This is a genomic window from Microbacterium sp., from assembly GCF_047607465.1.
Classification (GTDB): Bacteria; Actinomycetota; Actinomycetes; order Actinomycetales; family Microbacteriaceae; genus Microbacterium.
This window is the reverse complement of sequence record NZ_JASGCY010000092.1, coordinates 19,709-41,646: the sequence shown is the minus strand read 5'-3', so window position 1 is coordinate 41,646 and position 21,938 is coordinate 19,709. Positions and strand designations below refer to the sequence as shown.

At 71.1% G+C, this 21,938-nt stretch carries 23 protein-coding genes; 10 read left to right on the top strand and 13 right to left on the bottom strand.

Annotated features, from left to right (window positions below):
- Positions 1-8: 8 nt before the first annotated feature.
- Complete coding sequence (locus QM568_RS13420) at positions 9-1,076, bottom strand: NADH:flavin oxidoreductase/NADH oxidase (protein WP_415139676.1); 1,068 nt, start codon at positions 1,074-1,076, stop codon at positions 9-11.
- 56 nt (positions 1,077-1,132) lie between these two features.
- Here QM568_RS13420 and QM568_RS13415 point away from each other — a divergent pair, with 56 nt between their 5' ends.
- Genes QM568_RS13415 through QM568_RS13400 form a run of 4 tightly spaced genes read left to right on the top strand, consistent with a single transcriptional unit; the run spans position 1,133 to position 4,763 of the window.
- Positions 1,133-1,972, top strand: a complete 840-nt coding sequence (locus QM568_RS13415; RefSeq protein WP_415139674.1) for an ADP-dependent NAD(P)H-hydrate dehydratase — start codon at positions 1,133-1,135, stop codon at positions 1,970-1,972.
- Entirely contained in the window at positions 1,969-3,219 is a 1,251-nt protein-coding gene (locus QM568_RS13410) for a hypothetical protein (protein WP_415139672.1), read from the top strand. The genes QM568_RS13415 and QM568_RS13410 overlap by 4 nt, the downstream gene beginning before the upstream one ends.
- Before the next feature lie 2 nt (positions 3,220-3,221).
- On the top strand, positions 3,222-3,539 hold the full coding sequence (locus tag QM568_RS13405; RefSeq protein WP_415139670.1) for a thiamine-binding protein: 318 nt from the start codon (positions 3,222-3,224) through the stop codon (positions 3,537-3,539).
- Positions 3,540-3,548: 9 nt separating this feature from the next.
- Positions 3,549-4,763 carry an MFS transporter gene (locus QM568_RS13400; RefSeq protein ID WP_415139668.1) on the top strand — a complete coding sequence of 405 codons (1,215 nt, stop codon included), beginning with the start codon at positions 3,549-3,551 and terminating at the stop codon, positions 4,761-4,763.
- Between the two features lie 9 nt (positions 4,764-4,772).
- Here QM568_RS13400 and metX read toward each other — a convergent pair whose 3' ends face one another.
- Together metX and QM568_RS13390 are read right to left on the bottom strand one after the other, a co-directional pair.
- A complete protein-coding gene (gene metX, locus QM568_RS13395) occupies positions 4,773-6,005 on the bottom strand; it encodes a homoserine O-acetyltransferase MetX (protein ID WP_415139666.1) in 1,233 nt (410 codons plus the stop codon).
- A 173-nt stretch (positions 6,006-6,178) separates the two neighbouring features.
- A complete protein-coding gene (locus QM568_RS13390) occupies positions 6,179-7,501 on the bottom strand; it encodes a bifunctional o-acetylhomoserine/o-acetylserine sulfhydrylase (protein WP_415139664.1) in 1,323 nt (440 codons plus the stop codon).
- Between the two features lie 149 nt (positions 7,502-7,650).
- Between QM568_RS13390 and QM568_RS13385 the strand changes: the two genes are divergently transcribed.
- From QM568_RS13385 to QM568_RS13375, 3 genes are read left to right on the top strand one after another with little or no spacing between them, the layout of a single operon-like run.
- Positions 7,651-8,433, top strand: a complete 783-nt coding sequence (locus QM568_RS13385) for an SDR family oxidoreductase (RefSeq protein ID WP_415139662.1) — start codon at positions 7,651-7,653, stop codon at positions 8,431-8,433.
- The gene (locus QM568_RS13380) at positions 8,433-9,143 is read left to right on the top strand and encodes a uracil-DNA glycosylase (RefSeq protein ID WP_415139660.1); all 711 of its coding nucleotides are present in this window, start codon (positions 8,433-8,435) and stop codon (positions 9,141-9,143) included. The genes QM568_RS13385 and QM568_RS13380 overlap by 1 nt, the downstream gene beginning before the upstream one ends.
- Before the next feature lie 4 nt (positions 9,144-9,147).
- Positions 9,148-9,753, top strand: a complete 606-nt coding sequence (locus QM568_RS13375; RefSeq protein WP_415139658.1) for a GNAT family N-acetyltransferase — start codon at positions 9,148-9,150, stop codon at positions 9,751-9,753.
- Positions 9,754-9,758: 5 nt separating this feature from the next.
- Here QM568_RS13375 and QM568_RS13370 read toward each other — a convergent pair whose 3' ends face one another.
- The 6 genes from QM568_RS13370 to QM568_RS13345 all read right to left on the bottom strand — a co-directional run bounded on the left by QM568_RS13370 (position 9,759) and on the right by QM568_RS13345 (position 15,710).
- Positions 9,759-10,541, bottom strand: a complete 783-nt coding sequence (locus QM568_RS13370; RefSeq protein ID WP_415139656.1) for an ABC transporter ATP-binding protein — start codon at positions 10,539-10,541, stop codon at positions 9,759-9,761.
- Positions 10,538-11,329, bottom strand: coding sequence for an ATP-binding cassette domain-containing protein (locus tag QM568_RS13365; RefSeq protein ID WP_415139654.1), 792 nt, complete (start codon positions 11,327-11,329; stop codon positions 10,538-10,540). The genes QM568_RS13370 and QM568_RS13365 overlap by 4 nt, the downstream gene beginning before the upstream one ends.
- Positions 11,326-12,195 carry an ABC transporter permease gene (locus tag QM568_RS13360; protein ID WP_415139651.1) on the bottom strand — a complete coding sequence of 290 codons (870 nt, stop codon included), beginning with the start codon at positions 12,193-12,195 and terminating at the stop codon, positions 11,326-11,328. Before QM568_RS13360 ends, QM568_RS13365 begins: the two co-directional genes overlap by 4 nt.
- Positions 12,192-13,142, bottom strand: a complete 951-nt coding sequence (locus QM568_RS13355; protein WP_415139649.1) for an ABC transporter permease — start codon at positions 13,140-13,142, stop codon at positions 12,192-12,194. The genes QM568_RS13360 and QM568_RS13355 overlap by 4 nt, the downstream gene beginning before the upstream one ends.
- 7 nt (positions 13,143-13,149) lie before the next feature.
- Positions 13,150-14,670 (bottom strand): ABC transporter substrate-binding protein, encoded by a 1,521-nt coding sequence (locus QM568_RS13350; RefSeq protein WP_415139647.1) that lies wholly within the window; start codon positions 14,668-14,670, stop codon positions 13,150-13,152.
- 92 nt (positions 14,671-14,762) lie between these two features.
- Complete coding sequence (locus QM568_RS13345) at positions 14,763-15,710, bottom strand: alpha/beta fold hydrolase (protein ID WP_415139645.1); 948 nt, start codon at positions 15,708-15,710, stop codon at positions 14,763-14,765.
- 91 nt (positions 15,711-15,801) lie between these two features.
- On the opposite strand from QM568_RS13345, the gene QM568_RS13340 reads away from it, so the two are divergent.
- A complete protein-coding gene (locus QM568_RS13340; RefSeq protein ID WP_415139643.1) occupies positions 15,802-16,266 on the top strand; it encodes a carboxymuconolactone decarboxylase family protein in 465 nt (154 codons plus the stop codon).
- 34 nt (positions 16,267-16,300) lie between these two features.
- Entirely contained in the window at positions 16,301-16,765 is a 465-nt protein-coding gene (locus QM568_RS13335; protein WP_415139641.1) for an SIP domain-containing protein, read from the top strand.
- On the opposite strand, the gene QM568_RS13330 is transcribed toward QM568_RS13335, so the two are convergent.
- From QM568_RS13330 to QM568_RS13315, 4 genes are all read right to left on the bottom strand, one after another.
- Complete coding sequence (locus QM568_RS13330; protein WP_415139639.1) at positions 16,755-17,255, bottom strand: Fe-S oxidoreductase; 501 nt, start codon at positions 17,253-17,255, stop codon at positions 16,755-16,757. The two genes, QM568_RS13335 and QM568_RS13330, sit on opposite strands and share 11 nt — an antisense overlap.
- Positions 17,252-18,055 carry an arginase family protein gene (locus tag QM568_RS13325; RefSeq protein WP_415139637.1) on the bottom strand — a complete coding sequence of 268 codons (804 nt, stop codon included), beginning with the start codon at positions 18,053-18,055 and terminating at the stop codon, positions 17,252-17,254. The genes QM568_RS13330 and QM568_RS13325 overlap by 4 nt, the downstream gene beginning before the upstream one ends.
- A 61-nt stretch (positions 18,056-18,116) precedes the next feature.
- The gene (locus QM568_RS13320; protein ID WP_415139635.1) at positions 18,117-18,857 is read right to left on the bottom strand and encodes a PspA/IM30 family protein; all 741 of its coding nucleotides are present in this window, start codon (positions 18,855-18,857) and stop codon (positions 18,117-18,119) included.
- Between the two features lie 55 nt (positions 18,858-18,912).
- The gene (locus QM568_RS13315; protein ID WP_415139633.1) at positions 18,913-20,958 is read right to left on the bottom strand and encodes a TPM domain-containing protein; all 2,046 of its coding nucleotides are present in this window, start codon (positions 20,956-20,958) and stop codon (positions 18,913-18,915) included.
- Positions 20,959-21,080: 122 nt separating this feature from the next.
- On the opposite strand from QM568_RS13315, the gene QM568_RS13310 reads away from it, so the two are divergent.
- Positions 21,081-21,923: a DUF3097 domain-containing protein gene (locus QM568_RS13310; RefSeq protein ID WP_415139631.1), complete on the top strand. Its 843-nt coding sequence runs from the start codon at positions 21,081-21,083 to the stop codon at positions 21,921-21,923.
- Positions 21,924-21,938 lie beyond the last annotated feature (15 nt).

Here is a 21,938-nt window from a genome sequence, read left to right as displayed (position 1 = left end):
CGCCGCCTTCAGTGCCAGCGGGCGCGCAGGTACTGCTCGGGCCATCGCACCTGCGCGCCGAGCACGTGCGCGGCCCGCAGGCCGAAATGCGGGTCGCGCAGCCACTCCCGACCGACGAAGATCGCGTCGGCGGCGCCGTCCACGAGCACCTGCTCGGCCTGCTCGGCGGCCGTGATCAGCCCGACGGCGCTGGTCGGGATGCGTCCGCCGCGGCGCACGTCGGCGGCGAGGCCCACCTGGTACCCGGGGAAGACATCGATGCTCTGGTGGGCGACGAGACCGCCGCTGGACACGTCGATGAGGTCGGCGCCGTGCTCGCTCGCCCAGGCGCTCACGATCGACGCTTCGGCGGCGTCGAACCCGCCTTCGGCGTGATCGGTCGCGGAGATGCGCACGAAGACCGGCACGGCGTCGCCGACCTCGGCGCGCACGGCGTCGAGCACGCGCAGCAGCAGTCGCGCTCGTCCTTCGAGAGATCCGCCGTATTCGTCGGTGCGTTCGTTCGACAGCGGGGAGAGGAACTGATGCAGCAGGTAGCCGTGCGCGGCGTGGATCTCGACGACGTCGAAGCCGGCGTCGATCGCGCGCCGCGCGGCCGCGGCGAAGGCCGCCACGACGGCGTCGATGCCGGAGGCGTCGAGCGCGACCGGCGCCGCGAAGCCCTCGAAGGCGATCGCCGAGGGGGCGCTGGTCGTCCAGCCGCCGTCCTCCGCAGGGATCGATCCATGCCGCTCCGCCCACGGCCACCACGTCGACGCCTTGCGGCCGGCGTGGGCGAGCTGGATGCCGGCGTGCGCGCCGCGCTCGTGGATCGCCTGCACGATGGGCGCCCAGGCGTCGCGCTGCTCGTCGTTCCAGAGCCCCGTGTCGCGCGGTGAGATGCGCCCCTCCGGCACCACGGCCGTCGCCTCGGCGACGACGAGACCGGCCCCGCCGGAGGCGAACTGGGCGAGATGGGTGTGGTGCCACTCCTGCACGACGCCGTCGACGGCGCTGTACATGCACATCGGCGACACCCACAGGCGATTGCGGACGGTGAGGGAACGGAAGGTGGCTTCGGAGAAGAGGATGCTCACACCTCGACCGTAGTGTCTGCCGCAGGGGGCGGGGGCCGCGCGGCTAACGTGGTGTCATGATCGAGGCACGGACGTGGTCGCAGGCGGACACCGCGCGCTTCGTGCGTGTGCCCTCCGCCGAGGACGACAAGTACTCCCGGGGCGTCGTCGCGCTGCGCACCGGATCCGGCGCCTACCCTGGCGCCGCCGTCCTCGGCGTCGAGGCGGCCTGGCGGGCCGGGGCAGGTTTCGTGCGCTTCTTCGGGGACGGACGGGCGGCGGACGCCGTGCTCGCCCGGCGCCCGGAGACCGTCGTGGGCGCAATAGCAGGCGCAGGAGCGGGCGCGCGCGTGGACGCGTGGGTGATCGGATCGGGGACGGATGCCGCTGCGCGCAGCAGCACGGACGCGCAGGAGCTGGCGCGCATCGTGGCCGGCCGCACGGCCGTCGTCATCGACGCGGGAGCGCTCGACCTCGCCGCCGCCGCGACGGCGCCGTTCGTGATCACCCCGCACGCCGGCGAGCTCGCCCGGATGCAGTCCGCTCTCGGGCTGCCCGCGCGCGAGCGCCGCGAGGACGCCGTCGTCGAGATGGCCCGCACCGTCGGCGGAGCGGTGCTCCTCAAGGGATCACGCACGCTCATCGCCGATCCGGACGGTGCGCTGATCGCCGTCGAGGAGAGCACGTCGTGGCTGGCCACCGCCGGCACAGGGGATGTGCTGGCCGGGGCCATCGGCGCCGTCATCGCGGCCGACCCGCAGGCCGACCCCGCTGCCGCCGCGGCGGCGGGAGCCTGGCTGCACGGGCGGGCCGGGCGCATCGCCGCAGGCGTCGGGGCGGGCCCGGCGGGTCGCCCCATCGTCGCCCTCGACGTCGCCGATGCTCTGCCACTGGCGATCGCGGATGTGCTGGGATGAGCCGCTCCGGCTCGGCGCATCTCATGGTGCTGTGGGCGGCCTTCCTCCTCGTGCACGCCTACGTCGCCCTCGCGGGGTGGGTGTATCCGAGCCAGCCGATGGGCGATGTCGTCCTCGTGTACGAACCATGGGCCACGGCGGCGCTCGCCGGAGGGCCCATCGTCGGCGTCGACGAGTCCTGGGTGTATCCGCAGCTCGCCCTCGTGCCCATGATCGTCGCCAAGGCGATCTCCCTGCCGCTCATCCCGGCCCTCGGCGCCTCGCACGCCTATCTCATCGCGTGGGCGCTCCTGACGGTCGGCGGCAATGCGATCGGGTTCGCCGTGCTCATCGGGCGCACCTCGGCGCATCCGCGTCGCCTCGCCGCCTGGTTCTGGTGCATCGCCGTGCTGCTGCTCGGGCCGATCGCGATCTACCGCATTGATGCCGTCACGGTGCCGCTCGCGGTCGCAGCCGGCCTCTGGGTGCTCCAGCGCCCGGCCGTCGCGGCGGCGCTGCTCGCCGTGGGCGCGTGGATCAAGATCTGGCCGGGCGCGCTGCTGCTTGCTGCCCTGGTCGCTGCCAGGAGGCGGTGGCGGATGCTGTTCGCCGCGGCATCCGTCACCGCCGGGGTCGTCGCGGTGCTGTGGCTGCTCGGCGCTCGTGAGGAGATCATCGGCTTCCTCACGGCCCAGACCGGCCGAGGGGTGCAGATCGAGGCCGTGGCCGCCACACCCTTCCTCTGGCTCGCGCTCGCCGGCACCGCGCGCATCGAGTACAGCTTCGACATCCTCACCTTCCAGATCGCAGCCGACGGGGTGGATGCCGTCAGTGCGCTGCTCACCCCGGCGATGGCGCTCGCGGTGGTGCTCGTGGCCGCGATCGGCGCGACCAAGGCCGCGCGCGGCGCCAGCGCCGTACGGTTGCTTCCCCCGCTGGCGCTCGCGCTGGTGACGGCGCTGATCGTCTGCAACAAGGTGGGATCGCCCCAGTTCCAGACGTGGCTGCTGGCGCCGGTCGTCCTGTGGATCGTGCTCGACCGGGCCCGCGCCGCTGTGCCGGCGTTCCTCGTGCTCGCGCTGGCGGGACTGACCTGTCTCGTCTACCCGCTCTCCTATGACGCGCTGCTGCGGGCCGAGCTCGTGCCCGTCGTGCTCCTCACCGCGCGCAACGTCGTGCTCGTCGTGCTCCTGGCCACCGGCATCCGCTCGCTGCTGCGGGTGCCGATCCCCTCCGTCCGCCCGCTCACCCGCACACACGAGGAGTGAACATGATCGCCGCCTTCTCCGTCGCCCCCTCCGGAATCGGAAGCCACCCCGACGGCTCCGTCCACGACGCCGTCGCCGCCGCCGTCCGGGTCGTGCGCGACTCGGGGCTGCCGAATCGGACCAGCTCCATGTTCACCGAGATCGAAGGGGAGTGGGACGAGGTGTTCGACGTCATCAAGCGTGCGACCGAGGCGGTCGCCCCGTTCGGCTCGCGCATCTCCCTCGTCATCAAGGCCGACATCCGTCCCGGGTTCTCGGGGGAGATCGACGCCAAGATCGATCGGCTCGAGGCGGCGCTGGAGGAGCGGGCCGACCGCTAGGCTTTACGGGTGAATCCCTCGATAGAAAAGAGGGGTGCGGCGAAGAGGGCGCTCCTCTCCCTCGCCATCGGCAGCTTCGGCATCGGGATGACCGAGTTCGTCATCATGGGGCTGCTGCCCGACATCGCCGCCGATCTGCTACCAGCCGTGTGGGCGCGCAGCCAGGAGGAGGCGCTAGGTCAGGCCGGCTGGCTGATCTCCCTCTACGCCCTCGGCGTGGTCATCGGCGCGCCCACCATCGCCGGGTTCATCGCGCGCTTTCCGCGGCATCGCGTGATGATCGGCCTTGCGCTCGCCCTCACCGTCTTCAACGCCCTCGCCGTCGTCCTGCCCGCCTTCGAGCTCGTCGGCGTCGCACGGTTCCTCTCCGGCCTTCCGCACGGAGCCTACTTCGGCATCGGCGCGCTCGTCGCCGCCGACATGATGGGACAGGGGAACCGGGCCAAGGGCGTGGCGTTCATCCTCACCGGCCTCACCATCGCGAACGTCGTCGGGGTGCCGCTTGGCACCTTCCTCGGCCAGCAGTGGGGGTGGCGCGCCGCCTTCGCCGTGGTCGCCGGGGTGTTTGCCCTGGCCACCGTGTGCATCGGCTTCTTCGTGCCGGAGCACGCCGCCGAGCCCGGACGCACGATGCGTCAGCAGCTGCGGGTGTTCCGCCTCGGCCAGGTGTGGCTCACGCTCGCGATCGGCGCGATCGGCTTCGGCGGCTTCTTCGCCGTCTACAGCTACATCGCCCCCGTCGTCACCGAGGTCGCCGGGTCCCCGACGTGGGCGGTGCCGATCGTGCTCGTGCTGATGGGCGTCGGCATGACGATCGGCAATCTCGTCGGAGGGCGGCTCGCCGACATCAGCGTGCGGCGCACCCTGTGCTGGGCGCTCGCCGCGCTCGCTCTCGCGCTCGCGGTCCTCGCGCTGGTGTCGGCGTGGATCGTGCCGCTGGCGGTCATGGTGGTCGCCGTCGGCGCGGTGTCCTCGGTGCTCGCGCCGACGATCCAGACGCGCCTCATGGACGTCGCGCAGGATCAGCAGTCGATCGCGGCGGCGCTGAACCATTCGGCCCTGAACATCGGCAACAGCCTCGGGGCGTTCCTCGGGGGCGCCGTCATCGCGCTCGGATGGGGCTTCACCGCCCCGGCGTTGACGGGCGCCGCGCTCGCGGTGTCGGGTCTGCTCATCGCCGCGCTCGCGTTCCGGGTCGATCCGGCTGTCGTGGCGCGGGCATAGATCGTGAGCTCAGCTCCGGCGCTGCCGTGGAGCCTCCTCGGCGAGGAGCCGCGCGAGGTGGTGGCCGACGGCATCCGTCTCGATGAGGAAGCCGTCGTGGCCGAAATCGCTGGTGAGGACGACCGCCTCGTTGCCGTCGAGCGTGTTCGGGATGCTCCGGGCGATGCGGTGCTGTCCGTCGACGGGGAAGAGCCGGTCGGTGTCGATGCCGAGCACGAGGGTCTTCGCGGTCACGGTGCGCAGCGCCTCCTCGACGCCGCCCCGATCGCGCCCCACGTCGTGCGAGTTCATCGCCTCGACGAGGGTGATGTAGCTGTTCGCGTCGAAGCGCCGGGTGAACTTGTTGCCGTGGAAGTCGAGGTACGACTCCACGGCGAAGCGGCCGCCGTGACCGAGCGGGGACACGTCGGACTGCCAGGAGCGCTGGAAGCGCTGGTTGAGCTCGATGGGGCTGCGGTAGTTGAGCAGGGCCATGCGGCGGGCGAGCGCGAGTCCCCTGTGGGGCCCGTCGCCGGCGGCGAGGTCGTAGTACTCGCCGCCCTGGAAACGCGGGTCCATGCGGATCGTCTCCAGCTGCACCGTGTTCAGGGCGATCTGGTCGGCGGTCGTCGCCGGGGGAGAGGAGAGCACGGCGAGCCGCGCCACGCGGTCGGGGTGGGTGACAGCCCACTCCAGCGCGTGCATCCCACCCATGGAGCCGCCGATGACGGCCGCCCAGCGGTCGATGCCGAGCGCGTCGGCGAGCAGGGCCTGGGCCGCCACCTGATCGCGGATCGTCAGATACGGGAACCGCGAGGCCCACTCGTAGCCGCTCGGGGCGATGCTCGCAGGTCCGGTGGAGCCCTGGCATCCGCCGAGCATGTTCGGGGCGATCACGAACCAGCGATCCGTGTCGAGGGCGGCGCCGGGGCCGACGACCTCCTCCCACCACCCGGCGGTGGCGTGACCGGCGCCGGCCTCGCCGCGCACGTGACTGTCGCCGGTGAGGGCGTGCAGGACGAGGACCGCGTTGTCGCGCTCCGGGCTCAGCGTGCCCCAGCTCTCGTAGGCGAGACGGATGCCGGGCAGTTCCGCGCCGCTCTCGGTGCGGAACGGGCCGAAGGCCGCGAAGCGGCGGCCTCCTGCGGGATCGCCGTCGCGCCAGGCGCCGGTGGCCGGCGGACGCGCGCGCAGCAGACGCACGTCGTCCTCCGTCACCGGTGCCGATGGCACCGTGTCCTCAGAGGTCGTCTGCCAGTCCATGCTCCCCATTCTCCCGTCAACGGATGCCCTCGCCCCGCACGTTACGGCGCCGACGCCCCACCTGTGCGCCGACGCCCCACCTGGCAGACGTCGCGCAGGTGGGGCGCGGCGGGGCAGATGGGGCGTCGGCGGAAAGAGGGATGCTGCAAGAGGGATGCTGGGCGCGGAGCGCGTCAGGCGCGGGCGGCCTCGGCGACGCGGCGCGCGGCGGCGAGGGCGACATCGAGGTCGGCCTTGAGGTCGTCGATGTTCTCGATGCCGACCGACAGCCGCACCAGGCCAGGCGTGACACCCGCGGTGAGCTGCTGCTCCGGGGTGAGCTGGGCGTGGGTGGTCGATGCCGGATGGATGACCAGCGAGCGCACGTCGCCGATGTTGGCGAGGTGGCTGAACAGCGTGAGGTTGTTCACGAAGGTGCGACCGGCTTCCACGCCGCCCTTCAGCTCGAAGGAGAGCACGGCGCCGACGCCCTTGGGGGCGTACTTGTTCGCCGTCGCGTACCACGGCGACGACGGCAGGCCCGAGTAGTTGACGCTCGCGACGTCGTCACGGTTGTCGAGCCACTCGGCGATCTCCTGCGCATTCTGCACGTGGCGTTCGATGCGCAGCGAGAGCGTCTCGATGCCCTGGATGAGGTTCCACGCGCTCTGCGGGGCGATGGCGGAGCCGAGATCGCGCAACAGCTGCACGCGGGCCTTGATGATGTAGGCGAGGGCGTCGCCGACCGCCGTGGTGTAGCTGGCGCCGTGGTACGAGGGGTCGGGCTCGGTGAGGCTCGGGAACTTCTCGACGTGCTTCGACCACTCGAACCGGCCGCCGTCGACGATGGCGCCGCCGATGGTGGTGCCGTGTCCGCCGAGGAACTTCGTCACGGAGTGCACGACGATGTCGGCGCCGTGCTCGAAGGGACGGATCAGGTACGGCGTCGCGATCGTGTTGTCGACGATCAGCGGCACGCCGTTCTCGTGCGCGAGGTCGGCGACCGTCTGGATGTCGAGCACGTTGATCTGCGGGTTGCCGATCGTCTCGGCGAAGAAGAGCTTCGTGTTCGGGCGTACTGCGCGGCGCCACTGCTCCGGGTCGTCCTGGTTCTCGACGAAGGTGACCTCGATGCCGAGCTTGGCGAGGGTGTACTTGAACAGGTTGTAGGTGCCGCCGTAGATCGAGCTGGAGGCGACGAAGTGGTCGCCGGCCTGCGCGATGTTCAGGATCGCGAACGTCGACGCCGCCTGTCCGCTGGAGAGCACGAGGGCTCCGGTGCCCCCCTCGAGAGCCGCGAGGCGCTGCTCGAGCACATCCTGGGTGGGGTTCTGGATGCGCGTGTAGATGTTGCCGAACTCGGCGAGCGCGAAGAGGTTCGCCGCGTGGTCCGCGTTGTCGAAGACGTACGAGGTGGTCTGGTAGATCGGCGTCGCACGCGCCTTGGTGACCGGGTCGGGAGCGGCGCCGGAGTGGATCTGCTTGGTCTCGAAACGCCAGGTCTCGGCTGCGGACATTGTGGTTCCCCCTGGAACTCGGAAACGGGTGGGTGGCGGATGCCGTTGCTGCGACAGTACGGAATCGGCACCGCTGTCAACAACGATCCGGAAATGTGACGTAACACCCTCTTCGGCAGGAACGGGGCTCTCCCCGATACGGTGGAGCCATGGCAACGAGGCGAGCAGTGGTGACCGGGGCGAGCACGGGGATCGGGGCGGCGACGGTGCGCGCGTTGCGCGCCCGCGGATGGGAGGTCGTCGGCGTCGCCAGGCGCGCCGGCCGGCTGGCCGCGCTGTCCGCCGAGACCGGGGCCGAGGCGGTGACCTGCGATCTCACCGACCCGGATGCCGTCGCCGCCCTCGTGGCCGAGGTCGAGGCGGCCGGTCCCGTGCACGCGCTCGTGCAGGTCGCCGGTGGCGCCCGCGGCACGGAGCGCATCGAGGACGCGACGGCCGAGGACTGGCAGTGGATGTACGAGGCGAATGTCCTCTCCACCCAGCGCCTGGTCAAGGGCTTCCTGCCGGCGCTGCGGCGCGCGGCATCCGCCGATGGACATGCCGACACGCTGTTCGTCACCTCGACCGCGGCTCAGTTCGCCTACCCCGGCGGCGGCGGGTACAACGCGGCGAAGGCCGCCGAGACGATGCTCGTGCGCGCCCTGCGGCTCGAGCTCAACGGCGAGCCGATCCGCGTGTGCGAGGTCGCGCCGGGCATGGTGCACACCGAGGAGTTCACCCTCAACCGGCTGCGCGGCGACGCGGTCGCCGCGCAGGCCGTGTACTCCGGTGTCGAGGCGCCGCTGCGGGCCTCCGACGTCGCCGACGTCATCGCCTACGCGCTGGGGGCGCCAGCGCACGTCAACCTCGACTCGATCACGATGCGGCCGGTGGCGCAGTCGGCGAACCACCTCCTCGCCCGAGGCCCGCTGCGCGCCCGTTCGGCGCTCTGATGCCGGCGCGCACTCTCGAGCAGCTCGCCGCCGACGGCGAGATCGACCAGGGGTGGGCGCAAGCGCTTGCGCCGGCGCAGCCGATCATCACCGAGCTCGGCAATCGGCTGCGGGCGGAGCAAGCGGCGGGCCGCGGCTACCTGCCCGCCGGCGCCCACGTGCTCCGGGCCTTCCGCCGGCCGCTGTCCGAGGTGAAGGTGCTCATCACCGGGCAGGATCCGTATCCGACACCAGGGCATCCGATCGGCCTCTCCTTCGCCGTGGATCGCGAGGTGCGGCCGCTCCCGCGGAGCCTGTCGAACATCTACAAGGAGCGCGAGAGCGACCTCGGCATCCCGCCCGCCCCGCACGGCGACCTCACCGCCTGGAGCGATCAGGGGGTGCTGCTGCTGAACAGGGTGCTGACCGTCCGCCCCGGGGCCGCCGCCTCCCACCGGGGATGGGGGTGGGAGCAGGTCACCGAGCTCGCCATCCGCGCCCTCGTCGCCCGGGAGCGCCCCCTCGTCGCGGTGCTCTGGGGGCGCGACGCCGCCAACCTCCAGCCGATGCTGGGGGCGACCCCGGTGATCGCCTCCGCGCATCCGTCTCCGCTGTCGGCCAGCCGCGGCTTCTTCGGGTCCCGGCCGTTCTCGCGCGCGAACGCGCTGCTGGAGCGGCAGGGCGCCGAGGCCGTCGACTGGTGCGTCGCGGGGGAGCAGCGCCTAGGCTGAGCTCATGCAGTTCGAACCGGGTGAGCGACGTCGGGTGCTGCCGCGGCATCTGCGTCCGGTGCAGGAGCCGCCGGTGTTCTCCTACAGCATCCGCCCGGCGCGCGCCGCGGACCTGCCCCACATCCGCGAGATCTACAACCACTTCGTCAGTAACTCGGTCGTGACCCTCGACGACAGCCGCAGCAGCATCCCCTACTGGCGCGACAAGTTCGCCGTGCTCACCCGGCTGGAGCTGCCGTTCCTCGTGGCGGTCTCGCCCGGCGGCGTCGTGCTCGGCTACGCCGTCGCGCAGCCGTGGGCGGGCAAGAACGCGTACCGCTACACCGTCGAGGACTCGATCTATCTCGGTCCAGGGGCCGGGGGCAAGGGGCTGGGGGCTGCGCTGCTGCAGGCGCTCATCGAGGCGTGCGAGCAGCGCGGCATCCGTGAGATGGTCGCCGTCATCAGCGACAGCAAGGCGGAGGCATCGATCCGGCTGCACGAGAAGCTCGGCTTCGTCGAGGCGGGACGCATGGGCAGGGTCGGGCACAAGTTCGGCCGCGATCTCGGCACCGTCTACATGAAGAAGGCGCTGAGGCCGGTGGGCAGACGGCGCCTTTTCGGACGCTGACCCGCTCAGCCGATGACGGGGATCGCCGCGAGCAGCGTCTTCGTGTAGTCGTGCTGCGGGTGCCGCAGCACGGCGTCGGTGGTGCCTCGTTCGACGATGCGCCCGTCCTTCATGACGACGACGGTGTCGCAGAGGTTCTGCACGACGCCGATGTCGTGCGAGACGATGAGGAGGGTGAGGCCGTCGTCGCGGCGGAGCCCGCGGAGCTGTTCGAGGATCTGCGCCCTGACGGTCACGTCCAGCGCTGACAGCGGCTCGTCGCCGACGAGGATGCGCGGGCGGTGCACGACGGCGCGGGCGAGGGCGATGCGCTGGCGCTGCCCGCCGGAGAACTCGTGCGGGTAGCGGTCGGCCATGTCGGGTTCGAGGCCGAAGCGCACCAGCACCTCGCGGACGCGGGCCCGGTGGTCGCCGGGGATGCGCAGCGCCCACAGGGGCTCGCCGATGATCTGCCCCGCGGTCATCCGCGGATCCAGCGAGGCGTAGGGGTCTTGGAGCACGAGACCGCTCGCGCGCCGCAGCCAGTGCAGCGAGCGGGAGGAGGCCGCGGCGTCGACGGGCCTCCCGTCGATCGCGACGGTTCCCGCGGTGGGCCGGTCGAGCCCGAGGAGCAGCTTGATGAGGGTCGATTTGCCCGATCCGGACTCGCCGATGATGCCCACCGACGATCCTGCGACGACGTCGAGGTCTGTGGCTTCGAGCGCGGTCTGCGTACGGGGGCGCCCGAGGGCGGCTCTCCCGCGGAGCACGAAGTCGCGCCGGAGTCCGCGCGCCTCGATGAGCGTCATCGGCCTTCTCCTTCCGGTCGCCACAGCGTTGCCGTCGCATCGCGCAGCAGGCCTTGGGTGATCGGCGACGCGGGGGCCGAGAGCAGCGTCGACACCGGTGCCTGCTCCACCACCCTGCCGTGCTCGAGTACGGCGCCGGTGGTCGCGACCTGGGCGAGGACGGCGAGGTCGTGCGTGATGAACAGCAGCGACATGCCCTCGTCGCGGACGAGGTCGAGCAGCAGCCGGAGGATCTCGGCCTGCACGGTGACGTCGAGCGCGGTGGTCGGCTCGTCGGCGATGAGCAGCTTCGGACGGCAGGCGAGTGCCATCGCGAGCGCGACGCGCTGGCGCTGGCCCCCGGAGAGCTGGTGCGGATAGCGGTCGACGATGCGCTCCGGATCAGGAAGGCGCACGCGCGCGGCCTCGGCGACGGCCCGATCGCGGGCGTCGCGGCGGCTGATGCGCTCGTGGATGCGCACGGACTCGGCGATCTGGCGCCCCACGGTGCGGATCGGGTTGAGCGCGGTGCGCGGCTCCTGGAAGACGATGCCGATGTCGTCGCCGCGCAGGCGTGCGAGGTCGCGGTCGCGCATGCCGAGCAGCTCGGTGCCGTCCCAGCGGATGCTGCCGCTCGCCGTCGCCCCTTCGGGGAGCAGCCCGAGCACCGCGAGGGCGGTGAGGGACTTGCCGGATCCGGACTCGCCGATGAGGCCGATCCGCGCGCCGTCCGGCACCGCGAACGACACCCCGTCGACGACGCGGCGCCCGTCGAACGCGATCGAGAGCTGCTCGACGACCAGGCTCACGCGATCACCCCCGGTGTGTGCGTCTCGGCGCGACGGTGGCGCAGCGTCGGGTCGGTCGCCTCGCGCAGGCCGTCGCCGAGGAGGTTCAGGGCGAGCACGGTGAGGGTGATCGCGAGCCCCGGCCAGAGGACCGAGAGCGGATGCACGCCGATGTAGCGCTGCAGGTCGGCCAGCAGCACGCCCCAGCTGGGTTCGGTGACCGCGGCGCCGAAGCCGAGGTACGACAGTCCGGCCTCGGCGAGCACGGCCACGGCCATCGACCACGACAGCTGCACGATGAACACCGGCGCCACGTTCGGCAGCAGGTGGCGGAACAGGCTCTGTCCGGAGGTGAGGCCGCTCGCGCGCGCGGCGAGCACGAAGTCGCTCTGCTGCACACGGCGCAGCTCCGGACGGGTGACGCGGGCGATGTTCACGCCGAACCCGATGCCCACCGACCAGATCACCACCCAGAGCGATCCGCCCCACACCGCTGAGATCATCATCGCGATCAGCAGCACGGGGAAGGCGATGAGGATGTCGACGAACACCGCGACGGCCTCGCGCAGCCAGCGCGCGGTGAGCGCGCCGAGGGCCGCAAGGACGGCGCCGACGACGGTGGCCACGAGGCCGGCGCCGACGGCGACGAGCACCGTGGTGCGGGAGCCTGCCATGACGAGGCTGAGGATGTCGCGACCGGTGTCGTCGGTGCCCAGCAGATGCGGCCATCCCGGCGGCATCCAGCGGTCTCTGATCGTGGACTCCTGCGGATCGAAGGGCGTCCACAGCATCGACACGAGCGCGGTGAGGGCGATCACGCAGGCGACGACGATCCCGAAGCGTCCCGTCGAGACAGCCCACAGGCGGCGCAGCCACGACGAGCTCATGCCGCCTCCCTCTGCCGGGGGTCGATGACGTGGTGCTGGAGATCGACGAGGAAGCCGACGACGAGGACGAACCCGGTGAGCACCAGCAGTTCGCTCTGGACCTTGATGAGATCGCGCGTGCCCACGTCGGCGACGAGCATCCGCCCGATCCCGGGAAGGGTGAACAGCTGCTCGATCGCGACGGCGCCGACGATGATGCTGGCGATCTGCAGGCCCAGCACCGTGATGATCGAGAGGCCGACGGCGGGGATGCCGTGCTGGATGAGGGCGCGGGTGCGGCTGAGCCCCTTGGCCGCGGCCGTGCGCACGAAGTCCTCGCGTGCCGCCTGGAGGGTGGCGCTGCGGACGAAGCGCATGAGCATGGCCCCCTCGACCACCCCGATCGTCAGTGCAGGCAGCACGAGCGACTCAAGCGCAGCGCCGGGGGTCGCCCAGCCGGTGCGGGGGAAGCCCTGCGGCGGCAGCCAACCGAGCCAGACGGAGAAGACGACGATGAGCATGAGCCCCGCCCAGACGACGGGCACGGCGGCCAGCGCCTGCGCGGCCACGCTGAGCGCGGTGCCGGCTGGACGCCCGCGGCGCAGGGCCGCGAGGATGCCGAACGGCACGGCGATGAGCGCGGCGATCAGCAGCGAGAGGATGCCCAGCGGCACCGTCACCTGAGCCTTCTCGACGATCTCCTCTCCCACCGAGGCGCCGGAGAGCAGCGAGGTGCCCAGATCGCCGCGGAAGATGCCGCCGATCCAGTCGAGGTACTGGGTCGCCAGCGGTGCGTTCAGGCCGAGCGACTCGCGCAGCGCCTCGACCTCCTCACGGGAGGCCTGCGTGCCGGCGATGAGCTGCGCCACGTCGCCGGGGAGCACGCGCAGGGTGACGAAGATCAGCGCGCTCGACACGAGGAGCCCCGCGATCAGCAGGGCTCCTCGGGTGAGCGCGTAGCGGAGCACCGCCTGCTTACTTCTCGGCGCTGACGGTGACTCCGGCGAGGTCGAGCCGCGAGTTGATCGAGTCCTTCGGGAAGCCGGAGACCTCGGGGCCGACCGCAGTGATGGTGGCGCCGTTGTACAGCCAGTCGGCCGCGTGGTCCTCGGAGACGATCCGCGCGGCCTCCGCTAGCAGCTCGGCGGAATCGTCGGGATCGACGGTGGCGAGGGCGCGTGCGTAGAGCTCCTGGACCTCGGCGTTGTCATATCCGAAGTAGTAGTCCGGGTTCGCGAAGTTGCTGAAGTCGCGCGGCTCGACATGCAGCACGAAGCTGAGATCGTAGTCGTGGTCGGTGTAGACGTCCTGGAGCCAGGCGGCGAACTCCACCGGCTCGACCTCGAGCGTGACGCCGATCTTCTCGTAGTCGGAGATGAGCACCTTGGGCACCGTGGTTCCGTAGAAGCTGGGGATCGTCAGGGTGAGCTCGAGGTCCTCCTGGCCCGCCTCCGCGAGCAGCTCGCGTGCCTTCTCGGGGTCGTAGGAGACGACGTCGGAGAGATCCTCGTAGCCGGGGTCGAGCTCGGGGATCGGACCGTACAGCGCCTGCCCTGCGCCCACGGCCTCGATGAGCGCTTCGCGGTCGATGGCCAGTCGCAGCGCCTCGCGGACGCGCGGGTCGTCGAGGGGCGCCTTGGCGTTGTTGAAGGCGAGGGTCGCCTTGTCGGTGGTGCGCCCGGTCGTCAGGGTGAAGTCGGTGCCATCGAACTGCGACACGAGGTTCGGGTCGACCGCGGTGAGCACCTGCACATTGCCGGCGATCGCCGCGTTCACGCCGGCGCTGAAGTCGTCGATGTACTGCACGTCGACCTCGGCGACTCCGGCCTCGTCTCCCCAGTAGGCGTCGTAGCGGGAGAGGGTGAGCGCGTTGCCCTTGTTCCAGCGGGTGATGGTGAAGGGGCCGGTGCCGTTCTCGGCCGTCTGCAGGTCGGTGGTGTCGCCGCTCTGGAACACGAGGCCGGCGGGGCCGGTGAGACTGAACAGGAAGTTCTGGTTCGGCGTGTTCAGGACGATGACGACCGTCGCAGGGTCGACCGCCGTGATCGAGGCGATGTCGGCGAACTCAGCGTTGCCCTGCACGGTGGGATCCGTGCGCACCGTCTCGTACGAGGCCACGACGTCCGCCGAGGTGAGAGGGGTGCCGTTGTGGAATGTGATGCCCTCGTTGAGGGTGAAGGTGTAGGTGAGGCCGTCGTCGGAGATGTCGTAGTCGGATGCCAGCTTCGTGACGATCTCGTTCTCCGGGGTGCGGGTGACGAGGCCCTCGTAGATGTTGTCGATGAGCACCTGCTCGAGTGCCGCGCCCGAGGTGTGGCGGATGTCGAAGTTCGTCGGGGCGAGCACGAGGCCGACGTGCAGGGTGGCGTCGGGGTCGGGCTCTCCCGCCGACGTGGGGCTCGGCTCGGGGGCGCCGCCGCCGGAGCACGCGGTGAGGAGCATGGCGGCGGTCGCGATCGCGGAGACCAGTGCGAGTCGTCGGGTACCACGGAACATGGATTTTCCTCTCGGTTCGGCAGATGCTGTGTGCCGGTGGGACGAGCCTAGGGAACGGATGAGCGGATGCGGGTGAAGAGCGGAACGAAGCGTCACAGTGCGCCGCCGATGAGTCGGGCGAGCTGGACCGGCGCGGTCTCCTGCACGTTGTGGGTGGCGTCGATCTCGACGATGGCGGCGTCCGGCACGCGGCGGGCGAACGCGGCGGCGTCTGCCGCGGTGACGAAGCCCTTCGTGGCGCGCACCAGAGTGATCGGTGCGACGGTCGCCGCGAGGTCCTCCCAGCCGTCGTCGCGCAGCAGGGGAGCGGATGCCGGCGGCGCGGCACCGGGGGCGGATGCCGGCGCGGCACCGGGATCAGGCGCCGGCGCGGCGAGGGCCTGCGCCGCCAGATGGGCGAAGTGGTGCTTCCACTCGATGCGGCCGTCAGGGCGCTCGCGGGTGTTGAGGAACACGCCGCGCTCGGTCTCCGCGCGCGAGCCGCCCAGACCCGCGGCGATCGCACGATCGACGAGTTCTTCGCGCGTGGCGAAGTCGGTCGGCCCCTCGTAGAAGGCGCGCAGCGCCGCGGGCCCCGCGCTCACATCGACGCCGGGGGTGATGTCGACGATGACGACCCCTGCGACGAGGTCGGGGCGCGCGGCGGCGAGAGCGGCGGCGGTGAGCCCGCCGAGCGACTGGCCGACGACGAGCTGAGGGCGTGCGGTCCACGCTTCCAGCGCGGGGATCAGATCCGCCGCGAGGGTCCTCGCGCCGTAGTCGGCGTCATCGCGCCAGGACGAATCGCCGTGGCCGGCGAGGTCGACGGCCAGCAGCGGATGCTGCAGCGCGAGCGCCGTCGTGTCCCAGGTGTGGGCGTTGAGGCCCGCGCCGTGCAGCAGCGTGATCTCGGGCGCGCCATCGCCGAAGCGCAGCGCGCTGAGGATGCGGCCGTCGGGGAGCTCGATGGCGAGTCGTTCGACGGGAGGCAGGGGGACGCCGATGGCATCGGCCTGCGCGGGAAGATACCGGAACTCGGTGTTGTCGGACAGCACCTGCATATTCTCCTCTCGGAGTCGCTCTTCGTGAAAACCGTAGAGCGGAATGCTCGACGAGGGAGGAAACAGCACGGGTCGGAAATAGCATGGGTCCATGAGCGAGACACGGGTGCACCTGTCGAAGACCCAGCCTGCGGCCTATCGCGCGCTGGACGAGTTCGCGCGCACGGTCGGCGAGATCTGCCGATCGAACGGGATCGAGGAGCGCCTGAAGGAGCTGGTGATGATCCACTGCTCCCAGCTCAACGGGTGCAGCTACTGCACGCGCTTGCACGTCGACCGCGCCCTCGCCGCCGGCATCGACGCCGACACGCTGATGCAGGTCGCCTGCTGGCGCGAGAGCGGCGTCTTCTCCGAACGCGAGCGCGCCGCCCTGGAACTGGCCGAGGCGTTCACATTCATCTCGGAGGAGGGCGTCTCCGACGAGGTCTACGACAGAGCATTGGGCGTGTTCACCGAGGCGGAGTACGCGGCCCTGAGCTGGGCGGCGGTCTCCATTAATGCCTTCAACCGCGTCGTGATCGCCGGCCGTTACCCCGTTTCGCCCAGAAAAGGTTAGGCATGCCTTCACTCGGTGCTAGAATGGGGGCATCATGCAGACCTCCATCGACACTCGCATCACGCGCTCCGAGCGCCGTGCTGCTCGTCGTCGTTCGCACCACCTGGTCACGGCCGACGAGCACTCGCTGCTCGAGCTCGAGACGTTCCTCGCGACGCTTCCGCTGTGCGCCTCCGGCCGTGTGTTCATCGAGGTCGCCGATGCCGCCCAGATCTCCCGGATCGACGCGCCCGCACGCATGACGGTGACGTGGCTGGCCCGCGGCGACCGCTCGGGTGCTCCCGGCACGGGCCGCGCCTGTGCTGCGGGGCAGGCGCTCGCGCGCGCCGCCTGCGCGTGGGCCGACGAGATGCTCTGCGACGACGAGATCGAGACGCACATCACGTTGCTCGGCGGCTTCCTCGGCACCGCCGACATCATCGATCACCTCACCGACGCACTCGGCATCGATGCCTCGCGCATCCAGGCGCCCGAGCGGTTCGGGCTCCTCAGCCGCTGATCCGCGGGGTCTCTGACGCTGTCTGAGGGCGCGAGCTCGTTGAAGGGCGCGAGCCTGTCGCACGGCGCACGTAGTTGCCGTCTTCGAGACCCGCTTCGATCTCGAAGCGGTTGCGCAGCGGATCACGCCCGGCGAAGAGGTAGAGCACCGGCATGAGGAAGCCGTAGCGCAGCCACTGCGCCTTGTGCACGGCCTCGTGCTGCAGCACGGCGGCGCTCGGGTCGGTATCACCGGTGAGGAAGCATCCGCCGACGCAGACGCCACCGCGGTTGTAGGTCCATGCCGGCATGCCGCGGAAGACCCATAGCCCCTCGCGACGCTGCACCGGACCGGTGCTCCAGATCGACCCCCAGATCCAGCCGATGAGCGTTGCCCACCAGTAGCCGACGCGGCTGATCGGCGATCGCAGCAGAAAAGAGGGGATGCGCCGGTCGAAGCGCCGACCCCGCGCGAGGGCGGCGTCGGCGGCGGGGCGCCAGTCGGCGCTCACGCGACGGCGCCGACGAGTCTCAGGAGAGCGCCGAGGTCGTCGACGGCGTCGGCGGGGGAGCGCGGCGCGAAGCCGGCGATCGTCGCGCCCGCGAGCGGGACGCGCTCGCGCAGTCGCCGGATCGCCGCGCTGAGCGCTGCCGTGCTCAGACCGAAGGGCACCGCCTCGGGCACGCCGCTGATCTCCGACGGGTCGAGCACATCGACGTCGATGTGCACCCAGACCCGGGCGGCCCCGGTCGCGGCGACGGCATCGGCGAGAGCATCCGCCTGCTCCAGGTCGGCCGCCCCCAGGCGTCGCAACGCCTCGAAGGACTGCTCCTCCGGTTCGTCGAGCTCCCGCATCCCCACGGTCACCACCCGTTCGCGGGCGATGCCCGGGTGCAGCGCGAGCTGCGGCTCGCCCTCGCCGAGGACGGCGCGCAGGGCCATGCCGGCGAAGGCGCCCGATCGGGAGCTGTCCGGCGCGTGCAGATCGCCGTGGGCGTCGCACCAGACCACGGCGACGTCGTCGGTGCCGCCGGGGAGCGCGGCGAGGGCGGCGACGGTCACGCTGCAGTCCCCGCCGATGATCACCGTGCCGGTCGTCATCGCCTCGGCGACGATCTCGCGGGTGCGCAGCAGCGCGCTCAGCCGTCGCACGCCCGTGCCCAGCGACTCGCCGGCTTCGACGGGCACGTCGAGGATGGTCGTCGCCGCGCGGGGCAGATCACCGGCGATGGCCGCTGCACCGTCGACGAGGAGCATGGCGCGGGTCGACGGCGAGCCCTGCCACTGCGGAACCACGACGAAACGAGCCATGGGGCCTCCGAGGAAGAGCGGATGCCTCGAACCGGACGGCCCGAGGCATCCGCGGGACGGATCAGGAACCTTCGATGGCCTGACGCGCAGCGCCGCCCGACTTCAGCTCCGCGAGGCGCGCCTCGACCTCGGTGAGCTCGCCGATGTCCTCGAGGCTTTCGAACTGCGCGTCCAGGCTGGACGCGGCCAGCTCCGCCTTGCCCTGGGCGAGGGCCTCCTGGCGGCGGACCTTGTCCTCGAACCGGCCGAGCTCGCTGGTGGGGTCGAGCACGTTGATCGACTTGACCGCATCGTGCACCTTGCTCTGCGCCTCGGCGACCTTCGCGCGCGCGAGGAGCTCGCTGCGCTTGCTCTTCAGCTCGCCGAGCTTCTCCTTCATGCCGTTGAGGCCGTCCTTGAGCTTGTCGACGATCTCGGTCTGCGCCGCGATCTGCGGCTCGGCCGCGGAGGCCTCGCGCTCGGAGCTGATCTGGCGCTGCAGGGCGATCTTGGCGAGGCTGTCGAACTTGTCGGCATCGGCGGCGTTGCCCGCTGCACGCAGTTCGTCGGCCTTGCGGCTGGCGGCGAGGGCCTTGTTGCCCCACTCTGTGGCCGCCTGGACGTCTTCTTCGTGGTCGCGCTCGAGCAGGCGCAGGTTGCCGATGGTCTCGGCGATCGCCGACTCGGCGTCGGCGATGTTGTTCGTGTAATCGCGCACGAGCTGGTCGATCATCTTCTGCGGATCCTCGGCGGCGTCGAGGAGTGCGTTGATGTTCGCGCGGACGAGGGTCGAGATTCGTCCGAAGATGGATTGCTTGGTCATTCGGTTTCCTTTCAGAGGGTCCTGATCGAGATCTTTACTTGTGCGCCTATGGAAATCAGAAGCGTCCGCCGCCGGACCGGCCGGATCGGCCGGAGCGCCCGCCGCCGCTGAACCTGCTGCCGCCGCCACCGCCGCCGAATCCGGAGCTGCGGAATCCGCCACCTCCGCTGGAGCGCCAGCTGCTGCTGCGGTGCGACGAGCCGCCGCCTCCTCCTCCGGAGAGGAGCCCGCCGATGATGCCGCCGAGGATGTCGCCGCCGAGTCTGCTGTCGCGGGAGCCGCCGTAGGGGCCGCTGCTCCAGCTGCTGCTCCAGCCGGTGTCGTAGGAGGACACGTCGGACTGGGCGGAGGAGGAGGCGGAGCGGGCGAGATCGAGTGCGCTGCGCGCGGCGGACAGCGCCTGCTCGGTGCTCGTCGTACGCAGGCTCTGGGCCTGGCTCAACGCCGCCTCGGCCTGAGCCAGTCTCGTCCGCGCCGTGCTGCCGATGCCGCCTCGCCGGGTCTGGATGAAGTCCCTGGCCGAGCGGATCTCGGAGTCGGCCTGCGCGAGGGTCTGCTCGAGGAGCTGCTGGGCGCGCCGTGTGCTCTCCACGCTCTCCCTGCCCTGCGCGATGGCGGCGTCGATCTGGGCATTCGCAGCGGTGAGCGCATCGAGCACCCGCTGGGGGTTGCGCGATGCGCCGTCGAGACCCGCCTGGGCGATCTGCAGCTGCTGCTGGGTGGCGGCGATGGCCTGGGCGATCGTGCCGCCCGGGTCCGGAAGCTGCTGCGCGGCGCCGATGTCGCCCTGGAGCTCGGCCACGAGAGCCCGCGCCTGCGTCTCGATGGCTGTGAGCTCGGAGCCGAGCGTCGTGATCGCCGTGACCAGCTGGGTGGCCTGCGCGATCGACTGCTCCGCCGTGCGGATCGCGAAGGCGGCTGGGCCGCTCTGCGACCCCGCGATCGCCTGGGCCGCGGCCTCGATCGACCGGTCGGCGAGGTCGGCGCGGTTCTGCGCCTGCGCCGGGTTGTCGGCGACCGACGCCAGCACCGTCTGGTCGTATGCGGCCGCGAGGCCGGCGAGAGCAGGGGCCGCTCCGGCGAGCACGGGCTGCAGCGCTGCGCGCTCGGCGCGGACGCGCTCGAGCTCCTGCGGTGCGTTCTGCTCGAGCTTGCGCAGCGCGTCGAAGGCTTCGGTGTTGTCGTCGAGGATGTCGTCGATCTCGTCGCAGAGCTGGATGATGCGGATGTGCCAGGCGCGGCGGTCGTGGACGGTGTCCTCGATCTCGTCATCGAGCTTCTGCTTGAGCTCGAAGGCCTCGGCTATCTTCGCCTTGGCGCGGTCGATCACGGCGGTGAACTCGGCCGTGGCTTCGTCGCCGAACTGGGCGACGGCGAAGCCGAGCTCCTCCGTGCTCGAGGTGAGGGCGTCGTCCGCCTGGACGAGGGCGGCACCAGCCTGCTTCTGCACCTGCTCGTCGGTCATACTCGAGAACGGGTCGGCGGGATCTGGCGTCTCGGGCATTGCGCCCCGCTTGCGAACAGCGGCCTTGCGCCTTGCTCGCATGATGAGCACGATGACGAGCAAGACCACAAGGGCGATAGCAACGATCGCGGCGATCGTGAAGAGTATGCGCATCGTCCCTGCTCCGCCGTCGCCCTGGATCTCGTCGGCCGCGAGCGTGATCGCCCCGGCCCAGTCGTCCTGCGCCAGCAGCGGCTGGATCTTCTCCTCGATGTCGTCGAGCCTGCTGTCGCTGAGCGGTCCGCCCTGGGCGGCAGAGATGTAGTAGCTGCGCCCCTCTGTGGCGATCGCGAGCAGGTACTGCTCAGGGCCGAGGTTGTTGTTCTCAGCGACCGTGTCGGCCCATACGACATAGTCGGAGGGCGAGGTGAAGTCGTCGACGAGAACGACGAACAGATCGGCTGTGGAGTTCTCGGTGAGGGTCTGCAGGCGTGCCTCGGCGCTGCTCTCCTCGGCGGCGCTGAGCACGCCGGCGTCGTCGGTGACATAGCCGGGGTCGAGGTCGACGGGATCGGTGGCGGAGGCGGCGCTCGCGCTGAACACGCCGAACAGAACCGCGGCCGCCAGCGCCCACGGTGCGAGCCAGCGAGTCCTCATGCGCGTCCCTCCGAGAGGCAGTCGTGCCACATGGGTCGAGTCTATGCACTGGCGCCGACACGCGACAGATCTCCGCGGGGGAAGAGCGTTCGCCATCAGCGCAGACGCATACCCTGGAAGGCATGGACGACAGATACGGATCGGACGTGCTCGCCGCCGGGTGGCGCGAGCGCGGGGTGCGGCCGGTGCCCGAGGTGGTGGCCGACGCTGACCTCGTCGTCGAGGTTGCGGCCGACGGGTTCTGCGGTGCGGTGACGAAGGTGCAGGCCGGCGCTGTGGAGCTCGAGGACTGGAAGGGGCGTCGTCGTCTGTTCCCGCTCGGCGGCGGATTCCTCGTCGAGGGCAGGCCCGTCAGGCTCGTCCCGCCGAAGGCGGCGGTGCAGGGCCCGCGCCGCACGGCATCCGGATCTTTCGCGGTGGCTGACCAGCGCGCGCGGGTCGCGCTGCCGAGCCGCATCTTCGTCGAGGGCAAGCACGACGCCGAACTCGTCGAGAAGGTATGGGGGGCGGATCTGCGTGTCGAGGGCGTGGCCGTGGAGTTCCTGCAGGGGATCGACCTGCTCGACGAACTCCTCGCTGCCGAGCCGCCGAGCGCCACCCGGCGCTACGGGGTGCTCGTCGACCACCTCGTCCCAGAGTCCAAGGAGTCGCGGATCGCGGATGCCGTCGCGCGCGGCCCGCACGGCAGGCATGTGCGCATCGTCGGGCATCCCTTCGTCGACGTCTGGCAGTGCGTGACGCCGCGAGCGCTCGGCATCGCGAAATGGCCGGAGATCCCGCGCGGAACCGACTGGAAGACGGGGATCTGCCGGGCGTTCGGCTGGCCGTACGAGACCCCGGCCGACACCGGGCTCGCGTGGCAGCGCATCCTGTCGAAGGTGACCACCTTCCGCGACCTGGAGCCCGCGCTGATCGGCCGCGTCGAGGAGCTCATCGACTTCGTGACGGAGCCCGCGGGGCGCTGAGCGCCTCGGGCCGCC

Coding starts and splice junctions, on each gene's coding strand:
- QM568_RS13385 (WP_415139662.1), top strand. CDS start 7,651: ATGGCAACGAGGCGAGCAGTGGTGACCGGGGCGAGCACGGGGATCGGG.
- QM568_RS13415 (WP_415139674.1), top strand. CDS start 1,133: ATGATCGAGGCACGGACGTGGTCGCAGGCGGACACCGCGCGCTTCGTG.
- QM568_RS13350 (WP_415139647.1), bottom strand. CDS start 14,670: ATGTTCCGTGGTACCCGACGACTCGCACTGGTCTCCGCGATCGCGACC.
- metX (WP_415139666.1), bottom strand. CDS start 6,005: ATGGACTGGCAGACGACCTCTGAGGACACGGTGCCATCGGCACCGGTG.
- QM568_RS13380 (WP_415139660.1), top strand. CDS start 8,433: ATGCCGGCGCGCACTCTCGAGCAGCTCGCCGCCGACGGCGAGATCGAC.
- QM568_RS13360 (WP_415139651.1), bottom strand. CDS start 12,195: ATGAGCTCGTCGTGGCTGCGCCGCCTGTGGGCTGTCTCGACGGGACGC.
- QM568_RS13345 (WP_415139645.1), bottom strand. CDS start 15,710: ATGCAGGTGCTGTCCGACAACACCGAGTTCCGGTATCTTCCCGCGCAG.
- QM568_RS13340 (WP_415139643.1), top strand. CDS start 15,802: ATGAGCGAGACACGGGTGCACCTGTCGAAGACCCAGCCTGCGGCCTAT.
- QM568_RS13390 (WP_415139664.1), bottom strand. CDS start 7,501: ATGTCCGCAGCCGAGACCTGGCGTTTCGAGACCAAGCAGATCCACTCC.
- QM568_RS13410 (WP_415139672.1), top strand. CDS start 1,969: ATGAGCCGCTCCGGCTCGGCGCATCTCATGGTGCTGTGGGCGGCCTTC.
- QM568_RS13375 (WP_415139658.1), top strand. CDS start 9,148: ATGCAGTTCGAACCGGGTGAGCGACGTCGGGTGCTGCCGCGGCATCTG.
- QM568_RS13335 (WP_415139641.1), top strand. CDS start 16,301: ATGCAGACCTCCATCGACACTCGCATCACGCGCTCCGAGCGCCGTGCT.
- QM568_RS13320 (WP_415139635.1), bottom strand. CDS start 18,857: ATGACCAAGCAATCCATCTTCGGACGAATCTCGACCCTCGTCCGCGCG.
- QM568_RS13370 (WP_415139656.1), bottom strand. CDS start 10,541: ATGACGCTCATCGAGGCGCGCGGACTCCGGCGCGACTTCGTGCTCCGC.
- QM568_RS13315 (WP_415139633.1), bottom strand. CDS start 20,958: ATGAGGACTCGCTGGCTCGCACCGTGGGCGCTGGCGGCCGCGGTTCTG.
- QM568_RS13310 (WP_415139631.1), top strand. CDS start 21,081: ATGGACGACAGATACGGATCGGACGTGCTCGCCGCCGGGTGGCGCGAG.
- QM568_RS13325 (WP_415139637.1), bottom strand. CDS start 18,055: ATGGCTCGTTTCGTCGTGGTTCCGCAGTGGCAGGGCTCGCCGTCGACC.
- QM568_RS13405 (WP_415139670.1), top strand. CDS start 3,222: ATGATCGCCGCCTTCTCCGTCGCCCCCTCCGGAATCGGAAGCCACCCC.